Consider the following 19,746-nt stretch of genomic DNA (forward strand, 5'->3'; position numbering starts at 1 on the left):
TTTTTTAATTGAAGCTTATTGAACCTGGTTAATTAAATCTTCCAAAGCATCTTTTTTCTGATTTGATGGTTTAGCTTCAGACTTATTTTGCATAGGTGGTGGTGCTTTTTGAACAGGTGTAAGTACCGTATCTGGCAAGTCTGAGAAGTCATTGTCTGTCGTTGATGGTGACGTAGCAGGTGTAGGGTTATGAGCAGATTGTGCTAATGGAGGTGTTGAGCGATCTATAGGTTTCGTTGGTTTGTCTAGTTTTTCATGCACGGTAGTTGCATTTTTATTATCTAAACGCACCCAAGACTCAGGTGTTCCCTCTAAGGCTTTGGCCATAAAGTTTGTCCAAATAGGCAAAGCTGCAACCCCGCCATATTCACGACGACCTAATGTTGTCGGTTGGTCGAAACCAACCCATGTAATTGTTACTAGTTTTCCATTAAAGCCTGCAAACCATGCATCTTTAGCATCATTAGTTGTACCGGTTTTGCCACCTAAGTCATTACGACCAATACTTAAAGCAGCGCGACCTGTACCGTGAACAATTACATCTTGTAGAATATTTGCCATGTCATAAGCAGAGCTAGATTTTAAAATACGCTGAGCTTGTCTATATTGATCAGTATTTTTGGCCTCTACTTTTGTAGGCGAATTTTTAATATCGGCAATAATTTCATCATCAGGTGTTACTGCATCGGCTGAGTCTTGAACTTGAGTTTCATCTTCACTAATACACGGAATGCATGCATATTCTGGATTGGCTTGATAAATCACTTTACCGTAAGCATCTTCAATTCTATTAATGAAATGCGGTTGAATGCGATAGCCGCCATTTGCAAATGTGGCATAACCTGTTGCCATTTGAACCGGCAATACTTGTGGTGTACCTAAAGCAATTGTGTAGTTGCTAGGAATGTGATCTTCTTGCAGACCAAAATCCATAAGTAATTGGCGCGCACGGCTAATTCCAACTTGTTGAAGTAGTCTTACAGAAACTGTATTTCGAGATAAATATAATGCGCGACGTAAAGGAATTGTCCCTAAGTAACGACCATCCGAGTTTCTTGGAGACCACTTACCAATGGTAATAGGGGCATCATCAACCATGGTGTAAGGTGTCATGCCTTTTTCTAATGCTAAGGCATAGATAAATGGCTTAATGGTTGAACCTGGTTGGCGCCAACCTTGAATTGCACGGTTAAATGATGATTGATAAAAATTATAACCACCCACAATTGCTTCAATTGCGCCATTGTTTGGATTAAGTGCAATTAGTTGTCCTTGTACGCGAGGGATTTGTACAAGCGACCAAGCTGTTTTATTTCCATTTGGTCGAAGGCGAACAATATCATTTACTTTAACAATTTGAGATGCCTTACTTGGGGCTGCACCAACACTATTTGCACTACGGTAATGATGTGCCCAAGACATACCAGACCAGTTCACAGTCACGGTACTGCCATCTTGCATAAGTACATCAAAGCTTGAGTTGTGAACTGCAATAACTTTAGATGGATAGGTGTTTGCAAACGCTGAGAAATTCTTTAATGGCTTGTCATGTGCCTCAGCACCACGCCAACCATGGCGACGGTCGTAAGCTTCTAAACCATCTTGTACAGATTTTTCAGCGTAAGTTTGGCGTTTGCTATCAATTGTTGAGTAAATTTTGTAACCTGAATCAATTGCTTGTTCACCAAATTTTTCAACTAATTCTGAACGAATCATTTCCCCAACATAGGGAAATCGATTGCTTACTCCACGATCGGGCATATTTAAGTTAATCGGTTCAGCTATAGATGCTTGGTATTCTTGCTGATTGATATAACCTAATTGTAGCATTCTACCCAAAATCCAGTTTCGACGTTCTAAAGCTCTTTCTGGATTTGCGACAGGATTATACTTTGATGGTGCTTTTGGTAAGCCTGCAATCATTGCCATTTGGGCAATTGTGAGTTCGTTTAGATTTTTGTTGTAATAAATTTTAGCTGCAGCAGCAATACCATAAGCATTTTTACCTAGAAAAATTTTATTTACATATAGCGTTAAAATTTCTTCTTTAGTCAGGTTTTGTTCAATTTTTCGAGCTAAAAAAACTTCAGTGAGTTTTCTTTTTATTGTTCTTTCTGGACTTAAATAATAGTTTTTTGCCACTTGCATGGTGATTGTAGAGCCACCTGTTTGCACATTTGATCCTGTTACTGCTTCACTAACAGCTCGCCCTAAGCCTTTGAAGCTAATACCACTATGTTCAAAGAAAGATGAGTCTTCTGCTGCAAGAAAAGCATACGTAAATTTTTTAGGAATTTGTTCGTATTCCATAGGGATAGAAAGCTTGCCACCATATTCTGCAATTAATTCATTATCTGCGCTGTAAACCTGTAAGGGCTTAAGTAAAGGCGCTTTTTGTAAGCTAGACATTTCTGGAAGTGAGGGAGCAATAAATAGATACATACCGTAAAATCCCATAGGGATTACGGCTAAAAAAATTGTAATTAACAAAAAAAATGGATGAACACGACCCGAACAAGATAGCTTTTTCATAATAAGTGAGTTTTAATATGGGCTAATGGCAAACTAATTGATAGTCAGTATATCCTCTAAGGATGTCGATTGTTAGATGAGTTATTGTATACGTTAATAATAATAGACCATCATCAATTAGTAAGTTATTTTTTTGGGGAAAGAAAAATAATAGGAATTCACTATAGTGCGCAGTCTATATAGTAAACAGAGTAAGGGGTTAATAGGTGTAGATATTAGTTCTACTTCTGTTAAATTGTTGGAGCTTTCTGTAAAAAATGGTCGGTATTGGGTGGAAAATTACGCCTTAGTTCCGTTACCAGAGGGAAGTGTTGTTGAAAAAAACATTCTCAACCCTGAAGCGGTTGGCGATGCGATTGAAAAAGCACTAAGCCTTTCTAATATTCGTACTGATAATGCTGCTCTAGCAATTCCTACATCTATGGTAATCACTAAAGTGATTGAAATGGATGCTGATATGACGAGTGATGAACGTGAAGTTCAAATTCGTATGGATGCTGAGCAATATATTCCATTCCCATTAGATGAAGTAAGTTTGGACTTCGAAGTTCTACCAGATCGCTTATCTAATTCAAATCGTGTCAATGTATTACTTGTGGCAACACGTGTTGAAAATGTCGAGATGCGCTGTGAAGCAATCGAGCTAGGTGGTTTAACACCTAAAATTGCAGACGTTGAAAACTTTGCTATTGAAAATGCATTTAAAGTTTTTGCTGATACTTTGCCAATGGGCGCAAATACAATTGGTATTTTAGATATTGGTCATACCATGACGACCCTATCTGTACTTCAAGACAATAAAATTATTTATAACCGCGAACAAGTATTCGGTGGTAAGCAATTAACGCAAGAAATTCAAAATCGTTATGGCTTATCTTATGAAGAGGCGGGTCGAGCTAAAAAGACGCGTACTTTACCCGATGATTATGATGCAGAAGTTTTAGAGCCATTCTTAGATGCTGTTATTCAACAGGCTGCTCGCTCATTACAATTTTTCTTTTCATCTTCTCAATTCAATGAGATTGATCATATTTTGTTGGCGGGTGGAAATGCAAATATCCCAGGTCTTGCTAAGGTTTTACAACAAAAACTTGGCTACCGTGTGACAACAGCAAATCCATTTTTACAAATGGGTTTCTCTCCTCAAATTGATATTAAAAAAATTGAAAGTGATGCGCCATCTTTATTAGTCGCATGCGGATTAGCAATGAGGAGTTTTGATTAATGGCAAAGATTAATTTACTCCCTTGGCGCGAAGAGCTAAGAGAAAAGAGAAAGAAGCAATTTATTGCTACAAGTGCAGGTATTGCATTATTGGGTGTTTTGCTTGTTGGATTGATATGGTTTTTTTATGATCAAAAATTAAATGATCAAGAACAAGCAAACCAGCTTATTTTGAGTACTAATCAGAATTTAGATCATCAGTTAAAATCTTTAGATGGTTTGCAAGAAAAGCGTAATCAGATTATTGAGCGTATGAAGTTGATTCAAGGCTTGCAAAGTCAAAGACCTATTGCAGTTCGCTTGGTTGATGAGTTGGCGCGAGTTACGCCTGAAAATATTTACATTACTCGTTTCGCGCGTTCAGGTAATAAATTTACTTTTGAAGGTAAAGCTGAAAGCCCAAATGCAGTTGCAGAATTTCTACGTAATTTAGAATCATCGTCATGGTATAGAAATGCGTTTATGAACTCATTCCTTGCAGGCGCTGAACAGCCTCAAGGTCAAACCTCTCTAGTTCCACGCCCAGAAGCGGGTTATGGCACTTTTGTGGTGACAGCAGATTTAGATGAGCCATCAATTGAGGCTGTTGTAGCAGAACAACCAGCAGTGACTACAGAAGAACAAGTTATTGAGGTTTCAGCATCGGAGGTCGCGCAATGAGTTTAAATGACTTAGATGATATGGTTGAAGAAAAACCTGTTGCGAAAAAGAAAAAAATTAACGTAGAAAAATTCTTTCAGCAATGGAATACCTTAGATACAAATAATTATGGTGGTTGGCCATTTTCCGTTAAGTTGACTATTTGGATATTTGTTCTAGCGGGGATTATGTTCTTGGGTTATATGCTGTTGTTAAAGCCCAAAATGAATGATATTTCAAATGCAAATGCGCAAGAGCAAAATTTGTTGAATGAGTTTCGGGCTAAAGATTCAAAACTCAGAAACTTACAGGCATATCAGCGCCAATTGCAAGAAATGGAAGCTAATTTTAATCAACAATTAGAGCAGCTTCCAAAAGAAACAGAAATTCCAGGTTTGGTTGAAGATATTAACGTGACTGGGGTGAATTCAGGACTTAAATTTAAAAACATTCGTCTTGAAGCTGAAGTTAAACAAGAGTTTTTTATCGAACAGCCAATTTCTATGGAAGCTGTAGGTGATTATCATTCTTTTGGCGCATTTATGAGTGGTATTGCAGCATTACCGCGTATTGTGACTTTACATGATTTTACTTTGACTGCTGGAAAAAATACTGAAAAGAAAACGGACATTCCGCAAATTACATATAACGTAAAAGCTAAAACTTATCGTTATATAGGTAATACGGAAGGAGCAAAATAATGAATATTAAAACATTAACGCTTCTTTGTTTTGCAACAGCGACATTTGTAGGCTGTGACTCTCGTATAGACGCGGTTAATTTACAAATGGCTGAAATTCGTAGTCAAGCACCACTACCTATTGAGCCAACACCGAGTTTTGATCCAGCACCTGTTTTTAACTATTCAGCGCTTCAGCAACGTAGCCCATTTATACAGAGTTCACTTGCTGCAGAATTGAAACTTATGGCGGGTAAGCGTGTATATCCTAATTTGTCACGTCCATTGCAGCCATTAGAAAGCTACACGCTTGAATCTTTGAGCATGAAGGGTAGCTTTAAAAATGGTACAGGGAAAATTCTTGCTTTAATTCAAACACCTGATGGTGAGGTTGAACGTGTACAAGTTGGTAGCTACATGGGAACAAGCTATGGACGTATCGTGAAAATCACACCAACGCAAATTGATTTAATTGAAATTATTCCAGATGGCAGAGATGGATATGTTGAACGTCCAAGAAGTCTAATTTTAATTGGGCTTGCGCCATAAGTTGAAGGAATAAAAATGAATAATAGTACAAGAGATTTTATATTTGGGGATGGTAATACAATGAACAGTTTGTTCCGTCAATTTTCTATGGGTGCAATTGCATTTGCAGTAGTACAAACGGCAAATGCTCAAGTGAGTATTACTAATATTGTTCCTATGGAAGTTCCTGGTCAAGGAACTGAAATTCGTGTGATGTTTAATGGTATTCCGCCACAACCAGCGGCTTATCAGCTTGAGCAGCCATCGCGTCTTGTTTTAGATTTTGAAAAAGCACAGCAAAAATTACAACAAAAAGTTGTTCCTGTTGCCACGAAAGAAGCAAACTCTGTTGATGTAAGCTCAGATGATCAGCGTTCACGTCTAACAGTTAATTTAGCAAATTCAGGTGCATTTACCACACGTGTTGAAGGTAATACCTTTATTCTTAAAATTAATTCAGCGGAAACTGCTGTGAAAGCGAAAAATGTACCTGTGCAGCAACAACTTGCGAAGGGTGTTTCAAATATTGGCTTTCAGCGCGGTATGGATGGTGAAGGTCAAATTGTTATTGATTTGCTAGGAAAAGATACACCTGTTGATGTACAGCAAAGTGGTAGCAAAATTATTGTGCGCACGATTGGTAATAAAATACCGACACATTTAGCACGTCGTTTAAATGTTAATGACTTTGCAACACCTGTTTCAACAATTGATTCACATAATGATGGCGCAAATGGTGTAATCACTATTCAGGCAACTGGTGGCTATGAATACATGGCTTACCAAGCTGAAAATAAATTAACGATTAGTTTGAAGCGACCTGCTGATCAAAATGCTGCGAAGCCTCGTTCGGCAACAAGCTATACAGGTCAAAAACTTTCATTAGATTTTCAAGATATTGAAGTACGTCGTGTATTACAGCTTTTAGCAGATTTTACTAATATCAATATTGTTGCTGCTGACAATGTTGGTGGAAGTATTTCTTTGCGTTTAAAGGATGTTCCTTGGGATCAAGCATTAGACATTATTTTAAAAGCTAAAAACTTAGATATGCGTCGCACAGGTAATGTAATTTGGGTTGCACCTGTCGAAGAATTAATTAAATTTGAAGATAATCAAGCAAAAGCAATTGCACAAAGCATTAAGCTTGCTCCAATTCAAACAGAATATATAGTACTTCATTATGCCAAAGCTGCTGATATTCTTAAATTAATTGAAGATTCTAGAGATGGGAAAGGCGCTGCATCGAATGGAACATCGGGAGATAGCTCTTTAGCTTTAGAGAGCCTTTTAAGTAATCGTGGTAGTGCTGTTTCAGATTCAAGAACCAATACATTAATTGTGAATGATACAGCAGTTAATATTGATAAAATCCGTAAAATGATTGGTTTGCTTGATGTTGCAGTCAAGCAAGTTATGGTTGAAGCAAGAGTTGTAACAGCCGATACAACTTTCGCTCATGAGTTGGGAATTAATTGGAACCTTCAGCGAGACAATCCATCATTCTTAGGTGGTTCTAATGGGTCCAATGTGTGGGGAGGAGATTTTTCGCCTAAATTTGATTTAGGTGTTGATTTGGGTACCGCAACAGCAGGTAATTTTAGTTTTGGATTATTAAAAATCTCTGATTACATGTTGAATCTTGAATTAACAGCAATGCAATCAGATGGACATGGTGAAGTGCTTTCTGCGCCAAAAGTTTTGACGGGTGATAAGCAAAAAGCTTATATCCTCCGTGGTGATCAGATTCCATATCAAACTTGGAGTGCAGAGTCTGGTGTAACCACAACTTTTGTTGATGCTAACTTGAAGCTAGAAGTAACACCAAGCATTACACCAGATGGCAAAGTTCAAATGGCCTTGAAAATTGAAAAAGACACTTTGGGTGAGTTAACGCTTGCAGGTTATGCTATTAAGACCAATGAACTAGAAACCAATGTTTTGGTTGGTGATGGTGAAACTGTTGTGCTTGGTGGTATTTTTGATGATGCAAAAAGTAATACTTACAGAAAAGTACCATTCTTAGGTGATATTCCTGTTGTTGGGAACTTATTTAAGAGTAATGTGAAAACAAATCTTCAATCTGAGCTATTGATTTTTGTTACACCGCGAATTGTTAATGACAGTGTTTCAAGAAATCATTAATATATTTTCAATTTAAACAAAATTAAAAGGTGACTCCTTGCTAAGCAAAGAGTTTGAGTCTCTACCAAATATTTATTTGGTAGGGCCTATGGGGGCTGGAAAAACAACTGTTGGGCGACATCTTGCAGAATTGTTAGGGCGTGAATTTCTAGATAGTGATCATGAAATTGAGCGAAAAACAGGAGCGACGATTCCTTGGATCTTTGAAAAAGAAGGTGAAGTAGGATTTAGATGTCGAGAAACAAGTGTAATAGATGAGTTAACAAACCGAACTAACCTTGTGCTTGCAACAGGTGGTGGTGCTGTTACTCAGGCCCCTAATCGTGAGTTTTTAAAACAACGAGGAATTGTTGTTTATCTATATACGCCTGTCGAAATTCAACTTCAACGTACATATCGCGATAAGAATCGTCCTTTATTGCAAGTAGAAAATCCTGAACGTAAGTTACGAGATTTGCTTGCGATTCGTGATCCGTTGTATAGAGATGTTGCTCATTACATTATTGAAACAAATCAGGGTGCAGCGCGAGATTTAGCGCATAGTATCTTAGATTTAGTTGTATCTAACGAATTACCTTAAGCTGTTAAGCGGTCTATTTCATGCAAACTTTACATGTTGAACTCGGCGATCGCCGTTATCCTATTTTTATTGGTAGTGATTTAAATCCACAAGAATTACTTGAGCCTTATATTAAGGGGCGTCAGGTGATGATTGTGACCAATACAACAGTTGCGCCTTTGTATTTAGATCGTTATGTGCGTGCAGTTGAAGCATTAGGAAAAACAGTTGAAACATGTATTTTGCCTGATGGTGAAAAATACAAAAATATAGAGCATTTAACACACATTTTTGATGCTTTATTGAAGGTAGGTTTCAACCGAGATTGTACGGTACTTGCTTTAGGTGGTGGTGTAATTGGCGATATGGCTGGATTTGCATCTGCAAGTTTTCAGCGAGGCGTTTATTTTGTCCAAGTTCCAACTACATTGCTTTCACAAGTCGATTCTAGCGTAGGTGGAAAAACAGGGATTAATCATCCCTTAGGTAAAAATATGATTGGTGCATTTCAGCAGCCTCAAGTTGTGCTTGCAGATATGTCTCAATTAAAAACACTGCCTCCACGTGAATTATCAGCAGGTTTGGCTGAAGTAATTAAATATGCTCTTTTAGGAGACATTGAATTCTTAGCTTGGCTTGAAGAGCATATGGATGGTCTTGTTGCAGGTGATGAAAAATTACTTGCAGAAGCTGTTTATAAATCTTGTGCACATAAAGCACGTATTGTTGCCAATGATGAAAAAGAGCAAGGTGAACGTGCCTTATTAAATCTTGGACATACTTTTGGTCATGCAATTGAATCGTACTTGGGTTATGGCGAATGGTTGCATGGTGAAGCTGTAGCAACAGGTATGGTGATGGCTACCGATTTATCTCATAGAATGGGGTGGGTGAGCGAAGCCGATTTAGAGCGTACAAAAAATATCATTTCTCGTGCGCAATTACCGATTATTTGTCCTAAAATTCCATTAGATGATTTTCTTGGTTTCATGTCACACGACAAAAAAGTTCTTAACGGACAATTGCGTCTTGTATTGATGAAGCAATTAGGTCAAGCAATTATTACAAAAGAGTTCGATGTAGAGTTGATGAAACAAGCAATTTTAGCGAATCAAGACATCGTATAAGGTATTTTTTATGGCAACATTCCGCACATATTGGGAACGTATTCAAAGTTCAGTTTGGCTTATGTGCGGTGTGTTGTGCCTATTTTCTGCTTTGGTTTTTTGGGCAGTTTTAGATAAACAAGAAGAAGATGTTATTGAGCTTGTAAAAGAACCTGAAACAGAAGTGGAAATTCAAATACAGCCTGAAAAAGTTGCTGCAACTACGCATTTGGGCGCACTTCTTGATGAAGTAAAGCCTTTAGAAAATACAACAAGATTAACTGCATCGGGTAATCATGATGCAGAGTTTCGTGGAACAAAATTTATTATAGATCAAGCTAAAAATTTGACTATAGAATTATTTCGAGCAAAAGAAGAAAGTGTAGTTAAAGGTTTTATTCAAAAACAAAAAGATCGCTCACAACTTATTTATATTCGTTTAAGCGGCGAAAACCAACAAGAACAATATGTCGTTCTATATGGCAATTATAGCAATTCAAATACTGCTAAATCTGCTTTAGCAAATTTACCTATTAAATTGCCTACAACACTTAAGCCAAGCATTCATCCATTCTCTGATTATGAAGGTTTGGTCAATGACTTAGGTTCAGATGATTTAGGTATTACAGGTAAATTACACGAAGTTAGATTATTACCAGCAGCTATTCCAAAAGTTGTTGCTCCGCCTGTGAAAAATAATGCTGTAAGTGAAGCTCAAGTTCCTGAAAATGTTACAACATCTACAACGGTTACCCGTCGTGATGAAAGTGGAAATGTAGTTGATATTAAAAAAACACATAGCGAAGTGCCAGTTGCACCAGCCACGACTTCAGAATAATTGGAAAAATGAGTGAAAATGGGTCAAAAGGTTGTTCTAAAATAGCGCAACCATTTTTATTTAAGTTTCAATAACGCACATCAATAGTGCATAAATTATATAAAGAAACCAATTTAGCTCCTGCACTTTATAAATACCCTTTAAAAATAAAAGTTCTAAATACTCGATAAAAAGTTGGCATTCTTTTTGCTTTTATTGGTGCATGAATAAAACAAACGTCACTATTTTGGCGCAAAAATATTCAATTATTGTGCGGTCCTGTCAAATTTGCTTACTTAATTTAAGTGTGTACAAGCATAGATTTGTTCTTCATCGCCTTACGATGCGCTATAACTTAAGAAATAGTGTAAATGTAATTAGAACAAATTTTGTGAATATTCATAATTTGAGTAAGTCAGACTAATCGTAAAGAAATTAGATTTATTTAATACTCGAAAGAGTATGCTGAAAAGAAGGGTACGCTATGCACATGCCATCGCCTAATACTGTAGCTCCCGCTCAAGGTTTATACCAACCGGATGAGTTTAAAGATAACTGTGGTTTCGGTTTAATTGCCCATATGAAGGGTGATGCAAGCCATGATTTAGTCAAGACCGCAATTCATAGTTTAAGTTGTATGACCCACCGTGGTGGTATTGCCGCAGATGGCAAAACTGGGGATGGTTGTGGTCTTCTTTTGGCTATGCCTAAAGCATTTTTCCGCGAAGAAGCAAAAAAAATTAGTGATGTTACATTAAGTGAAATTTTTGCTGCGGGAACTGTATTCCTAAATTTAGATCCTGCTTTAGCTGCACATTCTAAAAAAATCTTAGCCAAAGAAATTGAAGTAGAAGGCTGTAAAGTTCTAGGTTGGCGTGTCATTCCAACCAATAATGATGCCTTGGGTTCTATTGCAATGCAGTCATTGCCTGCATTTGAGCAAATTATTGTGAACTGCCCAATGGGCGTAACAGAAGTCGAATTTAACCGTAAATTGTTTATGGCGCGTCGTCGTGCAGAACAACAATTAACAAATGATTCGTATTTTTATGTAACTACTTTATGCTCAACAGTCATCACATATAAAGGATTGATGATGCCTGCATATATTGCAGACTTCTATACAGACTTAGCCGATGAACGCCTAGCATCACATATTGTAGTATTCCATCAGCGTTTTTCTACGAATACATTACCACGTTGGCCATTAGCACAACCATTCCGCTATTTAGCGCACAACGGTGAAATCAATACAATTACAGCAAACCGTAATTGGGCTGTGGCACGTACACCTAAATTTGAAAATGAATTTTTACCAGGTTTAACAGAGTTAAATCCTATTGTGAACCGTACAGGCTCAGATTCTTCAAGTATGGATAACATGCTTGAAATATTAGTTGGTGGCGGTATGGATTTATTCCGTGCGCTTCGTATGCTTGTTCCACCTGCATGGCAAAATGTTGAAACTTTAGATGCAGATTTGCGTGCATTTTATGAGTTTAACTCTAAGCACATGGAAGCATGGGATGGTCCTGCGGGGCTTGTAATTCAAGATGGTCGTCATGCGATTTGTATGCTTGACCGTAATGGTTTACGTCCTGCACGTTGGGTTATTACAAAGAATGGTTACATCACACTGGCATCAGAAATTGGTGTTTGGGGTTACCAACCTGAAGATGTGATTTCTAAAGGTCGTGTAGGACCGGGGCAAATTCTTGTGATTGATACTTTTACAGGTAAAATGCTCGATACAAATGATGTAAGCAATCATTTGAAACGTATGCGTCCGTATCGTGAATGGTTACGTGAGAATTCAGTACGTATTCAGGGAAGCCCAGAGTTAGAAGAATACTTATGTGATCAAGGCTTGAAAGGCGATGATCTAAAAGCATCTCAAAAAATGTTTATGGTGACATTTGAAGAGCGTGATCAATTACTTCGTCCAATTGCTGAAAGTGGTCAAGAAGCTGTAGGCTCAATGGGTGATGATACGCCAATGGCTGTATTGTCTCGTCAAGTTCGTCATGTATCCGATTACTTCCGTCAGCAGTTTGCGCAAGTGACAAATCCACCAATTGATCCATTGCGTGAATCAATTGTTATGTCATTGGAAACTTGTTTTGGTCGTGAGCAAAATGTATTTGAACAAAGTCCAGAACATGCAGATCGCTTAATTATTTCAAGTCCTGTGCTTTCAAATTCGAAAATGCATCAAATTCGTACTTGTGGTCGTAAAGGCTATGAAATTGCGGATATCGATTTGAACTATGCAGAAGCAGAAGGTTTGGAAGCAGCAATTTCACGTATTTGTGAAGAGTCTGCGCAAGCGATTCGCAATGGTAAAACTTTACTTGTTATTTCAGATAAGAAAATTCGTGAAGGCTACTTACCTGCAAATGCTGTGATGGTTACAGGTGCAATTCATCACTTCTTAATGAATTCTGGTTTACGCACAGATGCTAACATTATTGTAGAAACAGCATTGGCACGTGATGCACATCAATTTGCGGTTATTTTAGGTTTTGGTGCAACTGCAATTTATCCATATCTTGCTTATGATGTTATTAATGACTTAATTGCAAAAGGCGAGTTATTGGGCGATCCAATTCACGCACAAGCAAACTTCCGTAAAGGTATTGAAAAAGGCTTACTCAAAGTTCTTTCAAAAATGGGTATTTCAACGGTTGCTTCTTACCGTGGCGGTCAATTGTTTGAAGCAGTTGGTCTATCTGATGAAGTGGTTTCGAAATGCTTTACAGGCGTTCCAAGTCGTATTAAAGGTGCAACATTTGTTGACCTTGAAAATGATTTGAAAAAATTAGCAGATTTGGCATGGAAATCACGTAAGCCAATAGATCAAGGTGGTTTGCTGAAATTCGTATTCGATAAGGAATATCATGCATTTAACCCTGATGTAATTAATGCTTTGCATAAAGCTGTTCGTTCGGGTAACTATGCAGACTTTAAAGAATATGCAGAGCTTGTAAATACACGTCCAATTGCAACAATTCGTGATTTATTCAAACTTAAAACAGACAACTCAATTGCATTAGATGAAGTGGAATCTGTAAAAGATATTCTTCCTCGTTTTGACTCTGCAGGTATGTCTTTAGGTGCGTTATCTCCTGAAGCACATGAAGCAATTGCGATTGCAATGAATACTATTGGCGGACGTTCAAACTCGGGTGAGGGTGGTGAAGACCCTTCACGTTACGGCACAATTCGTAACTCGAAAATCAAACAAATTGCATCGGGTCGTTTTGGTGTTACTCCTGCATATTTAACTTCTGCAGAAGTGCTTCAAATTAAAGTGGCTCAAGGTGCAAAACCAGGTGAAGGTGGTCAGTTGCCGGGTGGTAAAGTGAACGGATTAATTGCCCGTTTACGCTACTCTGTACCAGGTGTGACGCTAATTTCTCCTCCTCCGCATCATGACATCTACTCAATTGAAGATTTATCTCAATTAATTTTCGACTTGAAGCAAGTTAACCCACAGGCGATGGTGTCAGTTAAGCTTGTTTCTGAGCCGGGTGTAGGTACGATTGCTGCGGGCGTTGCAAAAGCCTATGCCGATTTCATTACCATTTCAGGTTATGACGGTGGTACAGCGGCTTCTCCACTTTCTTCAATTCACCATGCAGGTTCACCGTGGGAATTAGGTTTAGCTGAAGCGCACCAAGCACTTCGTGTGAACGACCTACGTGGCAAAGTACGTGTACAAACTGATGGTGGTTTGAAAACAGGTTTAGATGTTGTAAAAGCAGCAATTTTAGGTGCAGAAAGCTTCGGTTTTGGTTCTACACCAATGATTGCTTTAGGTTGTAAATATCTACGTATTTGCCATTTAAATAACTGTGCAACTGGTGTTGCGACTCAACAGGATCATTTACGTCAGGAACACTATATTGGTGAACCTGAAATGTTGATTAATTTCTTCACATTTATTGCAGAAGAAACACGTGAATGGTTAGCCGCTTTAGGCGTTTCAAGCTTAAAAGATTTGATTGGTCGTACAGACTTACTCGACGTTTTACCAGGTGAAACAGACAAACATGGTCATCTTGATTTAAGTCCTTTACTACAATCGCATCCTGCTGCTGAAGGTAAAGCGCAATATTGCCAAGTTGAAGGTAATGCACCATTCGATAAAGGCTTACTTGCTGAGAAAATGGTTGCAGAAATTTTGCCTGCAATTGAAGCGGAAAAAGGTGGTGAATACCACTTCACAATTGGTAACTGTGACCGTTCTATTGGTGCGCGTCTATCGGGTGAAATTGCAAAACGCTATGGCAACCTAGGTATGGAAGATCATCCTGTTAAGGTGAATTTAACAGGTACAGCAGGTCAGTCGCTAGGTGTTTGGAACGCAGGTGGTTTGCACATTAGTCTTGAAGGCGATGCAAATGACTATGTAGGTAAAGGTATGGCGGGTGGACGACTCTCTATTTTCCCACCAAAAGGTTCGCCATTCCAAAGCCAAGAAACAGCCATTATTGGTAATACATGTTTATATGGTGCAACAAATGGTAAGTTGTTTGCAGCAGGTACGGCAGGTGAGCGCTTCGCAGTACGTAACTCTGGTGCATTTGCTGTTATTGAAGGTGCTGGCGATCATTGCTGTGAATACATGACAGGCGGTATTGTGACTGTATTGGGTAAAGTTGGTCATAACTTTGGTGCAGGTATGACAGGTGGTTTTGCTTATGTACTCGATTTAGATAATGACTTTGTTGACCATTACAACCATGAACTGATCGAGTTAAATCGTATTTCAACTGAAGCAATGGAAGAACATCAATCATTCTTACTGCGCATTTTAGATGAACATATTAAAGAAACAGGTAGTGCTTGGGCGTACAAGATCCGCCATGAGTTTGATTTCTACAGCCGTAAATTCTGGCTAGTGAAACCAAAAGCTGCAAACTTGCAGACTTTGTTAAAAACAACTCAAGCAGATCCACAATAATTCCACTACTTGCTGAAAGATAGGCAGGTGTAGCAGATAAAACTGACTACACCTACCCACGGAGAGAGACATGGCAGAGCGCCTAAATAATGACTTTCAATTCCTGGATGTAGCACGCCAAGATCCAGAGAAAAAAGATCTAAATATCCGCAAAGCAGAATTTGTGGAAATTTATAAACCGTTTACAGCGGAAGTTGCGGCAAACCAAACACATCGTTGTTTAGGTTGTGGTAACCCATATTGTGAATGGAAATGTCCAGTTCATAACTACATTCCAAACTGGCTAAAACTGATTGCAGAAGGGCGTATTTTCCAAGCGGCAGAACTTTGCCATCAAACTAATACTTTGCCTGAGGTATGTGGTCGTGTTTGCCCACAAGACCGTTTATGTGAAGGTGCTTGTACACTAAATGATGGTTTTGGTGCCGTAACCATTGGTAATGCGGAAAAATATATTAACGATACTGCTTTTGCACTTGGCTGGCGTCCAGACATGTCACATGTAACATGGACAGACAAAAAAGTTGCCATTATTGGTGCAGGTCCTGCGGGTTTAGGTTGTGCAGATATTTTAGTGCGTAATGGTGTGAAACCTGTTGTATTCGACAAGCGTCCTGAAATTGGTGGTCTTTTAACGTTTGGTATTCCTGAATTTAAAATGGAAAAAGACGTAATGAAACGCCGCCGTGAAATTTTCACAGGCATGGGCGTAGAATTTCGTCTAAATGTTGAAATTGGCACAGATATTACTATTGATCAATTGCTTGCAGATTACGATGCTGTGTTCATGGGTATGGGAACATACACTTACATGAAAGGTGGCTTTGCAGGTGAAGACTTAGATGGTGTTGTCGATGCTTTAGATTTCTTAATTGCTAACGTAAACCGTACGCAAGGTTGGGAAAAAGATCCATCAGAATACATTTCAGTTGAAGGTAAAAAAGTCATTGTTCTTGGCGGTGGCGATACTGCAATGGACTGTAACCGTACTTCAATTCGTCAAGGTGCGGAATCTGTAACATGTGCGTATCGTCGTGATGAAGAAAACATGCCAGGTTCACGTCGTGAAGTTAAAAATGCACGCGAAGAAGGTGTGAACTTTGCCTTTAACCGTCAGCCTATCGAAATTGTGGGTGAAAATGGCAAAGTAACAGGTGTTAAAGTCGTGACTACACAATTGGGTGAGCCTGATAGTCGTGGTCGTCGCAGTCCTGAACCAATTCCAGGTTCTGAAGAAATTCTACCTGCCGATGCTGTGCTTCTTGCATTTGGTTTCCGTACAAGCCCTGCAGAGTGGTTTGGTGGTGTAAATATCAGTTTAGATGGTTCAGGTCGTGTAATTGCAGCTGAGAAGCAAGAGTTTAAGTTCCAAACATCTAACCCGAAAATTTTTGCGGGCGGAGATATGGTGCGTGGTTCTGATTTGGTTGTAACCGCAATTCATGAAGGTCGCCAAGCAGCAGAAGGTATTCTTGATTATTTAGATGTGTAATCTGTTAAGTACCTAAATATTTTATCTTTGTATTATAAAAACTCGCTTCGGCGGGTTTTTTTATTTGTAAAGTTTGTTTGAAATTGATGTTTAATTTTAAGTAAAGAAAATACACAATAAAGATAAAAAATCGAGTTAGAATCGAATGAACATCATAAATATAACGAAGTCATTGAGGTTTATAGAAATGAATTATATGAAGAAAAGTGTTTTAGCAGCTGCATTGGCAAGTACATTAATGCTAACGGGTTGCGGTTATAACACACTACAAGTAAAAGATGAGTCTGTTGCTGCAACATGGTCAGAAGTGCAAAACCAATATCAACGCCGTGCAGATTTAGTGCCTAATCTTGTTAATGTTGTAAAAGGTTATGCAAAGCATGAAGAGCAAGTATTAACTGAAGTGACTCAAGCACGTGCCAATGTTGCTGGCTTAAAAGTAGATAAAGAAGTTTTAGAAGATCCTGCATTATTTGAAAAATATCAGCAAGCTCAAGCGCAAATGACTAGTGCATTGTCACGCTTAATAGCGGTTTCAGAAAACTACCCAGACTTAAAAGCAAATGAACAATTCAGGGAACTTCAAGTTCAATTAGAAGGAACAGAAAACCGTATTGCTGTGGCGCGTAACCGTTATATTACAAGCGTGCAAGACTTTAACTCATATTCACGTCAGTTCCCGCAAGTGATGACAGCAAAAGTCATTGGTATGAAAACTAAAGAAAATTTCAAAGCAGATCAAAGTGCACAAACAGCACCAAAAGTGTCATTTGAATAATTAAATTGCTCAAAACACGGTAGGAATGGTGCGAATGATTGATTTTGAAAAAAGCTTTCCAATAGCAAAATTCATGCAGCTTATGGTTTTAAGTTGCATGATGCTTTTTAGTTTTTCTGCTTGGAGTGAAACTGCGACTGCAGCTGATGAAAGTGCAGACGTTATTGTTGCAGGAAAAATTATTCAGAATCAGCAAAAAGTATCAAATTCACAGCAAGTTGAGCAAGAAAAGGTTCAATCTCTTCAAGTCGAAAGTGATTTAGCAGATGGCGAATCTATTCGAACACTGCCAACGTTAAATGAACCTGTTATTGATCAAGCCAATATTTTATCTGCAAGTGAAAAACAACAAATAAGCGCACGCATTTTAAAATTAAATGAACAAGCCAAAGCACAAATAGGTGTAGTGATTGTTCCAACAACTGGTCAGGAAGATATTTTTGATTTCACAATGCGTGTTGCAGAGCAATGGAAACTTGGCTCGGAAAAACAAGATAATGGTTTGTTAATGGCAATTGCAATTAATGATCGACGTATTCAAATTGCGACAGGTTATGGCTTAGAAGGGATTTTACCCGATATTGTTGCAAGTCGAATTATTCGAAATAATATTACGCCTTACTTTAAGCAAAATCAGTTTGCACAAGGCATTGATGCGGGTCTAGCTGAAATAGAAAATATTTTAAATATGGATCCTGAAATTGCAGCGCAAGCAGCTTTGGAGCTTAAAGAACGTCAAGCTCAAGCTTTACATGAACAACAAGCAAAAGAGAAAACCTTTAATACAGCATTATTTATTTTAATTGCAGGAATTATTGGGTCATTTGTAGTTGGTAAGCGTTTAAGTGCATCTACCGCAGCTGTTGCAGGAACTGTGGCAGGATTAGTAAACGGTGCAGGATTACTCACAAGTTTATTAATTGGTGGTGGTATTTTCTTCTTACTTATTACAACTATTGCACAAGTATTATTTCAAGCCATCTTATCGGGTGGTAGTGGTAGAGGGGGCGGCTCGGGCGGTGGTTTTGGTGGGGGAAGCAGTGGTGGATATCGCGGTGGTGGCGGTGGTTTTGGTGGGGGAGGAGCATCAGGCTCATGGTAAAAAATACGGAAACGACAAAAATTGTCACGCAACCTAAACTAAATGAAGTAGAAACACCAAGTTTTAAACGATGGTTAAAGCATTTCTTTTTTATGCCTGCAACAAAGCGTTATTTTAATCAGCAGGATCAGCATGCTATTGCAGAAGCTGTAAAAGTAGCAGAACAAGGGCATGTAGGGGAAATTCAAGTTGTTATAGAAGCTTACATTCCTGCAGCCAATGCGTTTTATCAAGATACACATGCAAGAGCAAAACAGTTATTTGCGGAAGTGGGTGTGTGGGATACAGAGTTTAATAGCGGCGTGTTGTTATATATAAATTTATGTGACAAAAAAGTAGAAATATTGATAGATAGAGGAATTAAAAAAGCCACAACACAAGATGTATGGAATGATATTTGTGAAACAATAATTCAAAGCATAAAACAGCAAGAATATAGAAAAGCTGTTGTGAATGGTGTTGGGGAAATAGGAAAAGTTTTAGATAGATATTATGCAGGTAGAACAATAAATATTGAGAACGAGTTATCAAATGTTCCAATTATTATTGGATGAATAATGATTAAGTGACATTTTTGGTCACTTTTTTACACAAAAAAACAATATATCACTGCGGTTCTAAAAATATTTTTTGTAAGGCTCTGTTTCTAATTGAAAAATAACTATAATAAAGGTTGGCATATAAAATGCTAAGTACAAAATAGCTTATCAAGCTTATAAAAACTTAACAAAACATTTGTGGAGAATGTTATGAAATCAGTACAAAAGGGTTTTACTCTTATTGAATTGATGATCGTTGTAGCGATTATCGGTATTCTTGCAGCAATCGCGATTCCTGCATACCAAAACTATACTAAACGTGCTCACGTTTCAGAAGGCTTGAGCCTTGCTGGTGGTGCTAAAGCTGCTGTATCTGAATACTTTTCAGCAAATGGTCAGTGGCCATCTAATAATACCTCAGCAGCGCTTCCAGCTGCTGTTAGTATCTCAGGAAATGCTGTGAGTTCTGTAAGCATCAATGAGTCTTTAATTACAGTAACATATAAAACAAAAGTTCAGTCAGGTGCTACATTACTTCTTCAAGGTGCATCAACAAGTGGCGGTATTACTTGGACTTGTGAAGCTGGTCCTACTATGAAAACAGAATTCTTGCCTGCAAACTGCCGTCAATAATTTAATT

15 protein-coding genes are annotated in these 19,746 nt (G+C 38.2%); 14 read left to right on the forward strand and 1 reads right to left on the reverse strand.

Annotation, left to right across the window (positions count from 1 at the left end; genetic code table 11):
- Positions 1–15 precede the first annotated feature (15 nt).
- Entirely contained in the window at positions 16–2,532 is a 2,517-nt protein-coding gene (gene ponA / locus MZO21_RS01120; RefSeq protein ID WP_248101187.1) for a penicillin-binding protein 1A, read from the reverse strand.
- A 166-nt stretch (positions 2,533–2,698) separates the two neighbouring features.
- On the opposite strand from ponA, the gene MZO21_RS01125 reads away from it, so the two are divergent.
- From MZO21_RS01125 to MZO21_RS01195, 14 genes are all read left to right on the forward strand, one after another.
- Entirely contained in the window at positions 2,699–3,757 is a 1,059-nt protein-coding gene (locus MZO21_RS01125) for a pilus assembly protein PilM (RefSeq protein ID WP_248101189.1), read from the forward strand.
- Entirely contained in the window at positions 3,757–4,416 is a 660-nt protein-coding gene (locus MZO21_RS01130; protein WP_248101191.1) for a PilN domain-containing protein, read from the forward strand. Before MZO21_RS01125 ends, MZO21_RS01130 begins: the two co-directional genes overlap by 1 nt.
- On the forward strand, positions 4,413–5,096 hold the full coding sequence (locus MZO21_RS01135) for a type 4a pilus biogenesis protein PilO (protein ID WP_248101193.1): 684 nt from the start codon (positions 4,413–4,415) through the stop codon (positions 5,094–5,096). The genes MZO21_RS01130 and MZO21_RS01135 overlap by 4 nt, the downstream gene beginning before the upstream one ends.
- On the forward strand, positions 5,096–5,623 hold the full coding sequence (locus tag MZO21_RS01140) for a pilus assembly protein PilP (protein ID WP_248101195.1): 528 nt from the start codon (positions 5,096–5,098) through the stop codon (positions 5,621–5,623). Before MZO21_RS01135 ends, MZO21_RS01140 begins: the two co-directional genes overlap by 1 nt.
- A gap of 15 nt (positions 5,624–5,638) precedes the next feature.
- Complete coding sequence (pilQ, locus tag MZO21_RS01145) at positions 5,639–7,747, forward strand: type IV pilus secretin PilQ (RefSeq protein WP_248101197.1); 2,109 nt, start codon at positions 5,639–5,641, stop codon at positions 7,745–7,747.
- A 37-nt stretch (positions 7,748–7,784) separates the two neighbouring features.
- Positions 7,785–8,327: a shikimate kinase AroK gene (aroK, locus tag MZO21_RS01150; RefSeq protein WP_282441518.1), complete on the forward strand. Its 543-nt coding sequence runs from the start codon at positions 7,785–7,787 to the stop codon at positions 8,325–8,327.
- Between the two features lie 20 nt (positions 8,328–8,347).
- Positions 8,348–9,433 (forward strand): 3-dehydroquinate synthase, encoded by a 1,086-nt coding sequence (gene aroB / locus MZO21_RS01155; protein ID WP_248101201.1) that lies wholly within the window; start codon positions 8,348–8,350, stop codon positions 9,431–9,433.
- A 10-nt stretch (positions 9,434–9,443) separates the two neighbouring features.
- Complete coding sequence (locus MZO21_RS01160; RefSeq protein ID WP_248101203.1) at positions 9,444–10,250, forward strand: hypothetical protein; 807 nt, start codon at positions 9,444–9,446, stop codon at positions 10,248–10,250.
- A gap of 469 nt (positions 10,251–10,719) precedes the next feature.
- Positions 10,720–15,195: a glutamate synthase large subunit gene (gene gltB / locus MZO21_RS01165; protein WP_248101205.1), complete on the forward strand. Its 4,476-nt coding sequence runs from the start codon at positions 10,720–10,722 to the stop codon at positions 15,193–15,195.
- A gap of 70 nt (positions 15,196–15,265) precedes the next feature.
- A complete protein-coding gene (locus tag MZO21_RS01170; RefSeq protein ID WP_248101207.1) occupies positions 15,266–16,687 on the forward strand; it encodes an FAD-dependent oxidoreductase in 1,422 nt (473 codons plus the stop codon).
- Positions 16,688–16,874: 187 nt separating this feature from the next.
- Positions 16,875–17,465 carry a LemA family protein gene (locus MZO21_RS01175; RefSeq protein ID WP_248101209.1) on the forward strand — a complete coding sequence of 197 codons (591 nt, stop codon included), beginning with the start codon at positions 16,875–16,877 and terminating at the stop codon, positions 17,463–17,465.
- A 73-nt stretch (positions 17,466–17,538) separates the two neighbouring features.
- Positions 17,539–18,567, forward strand: coding sequence for a TPM domain-containing protein (locus tag MZO21_RS01180; protein ID WP_432612601.1), 1,029 nt, complete (start codon positions 17,539–17,541; stop codon positions 18,565–18,567).
- Complete coding sequence (locus MZO21_RS01185; protein WP_248101216.1) at positions 18,561–19,121, forward strand: TPM domain-containing protein; 561 nt, start codon at positions 18,561–18,563, stop codon at positions 19,119–19,121. Before MZO21_RS01180 ends, MZO21_RS01185 begins: the two co-directional genes overlap by 7 nt.
- Positions 19,122–19,316: 195 nt before the next feature.
- Positions 19,317–19,739, forward strand: a complete 423-nt coding sequence (locus tag MZO21_RS01195) for a pilin (protein ID WP_282441519.1) — start codon at positions 19,317–19,319, stop codon at positions 19,737–19,739.
- Positions 19,740–19,746 lie beyond the last annotated feature (7 nt).

The sequence above is a fragment of the Acinetobacter portensis genome (assembly GCF_023158935.1).
Taxonomy (GTDB): Bacteria; Pseudomonadota; Gammaproteobacteria; order Pseudomonadales; family Moraxellaceae; genus Acinetobacter; species Acinetobacter faecalis.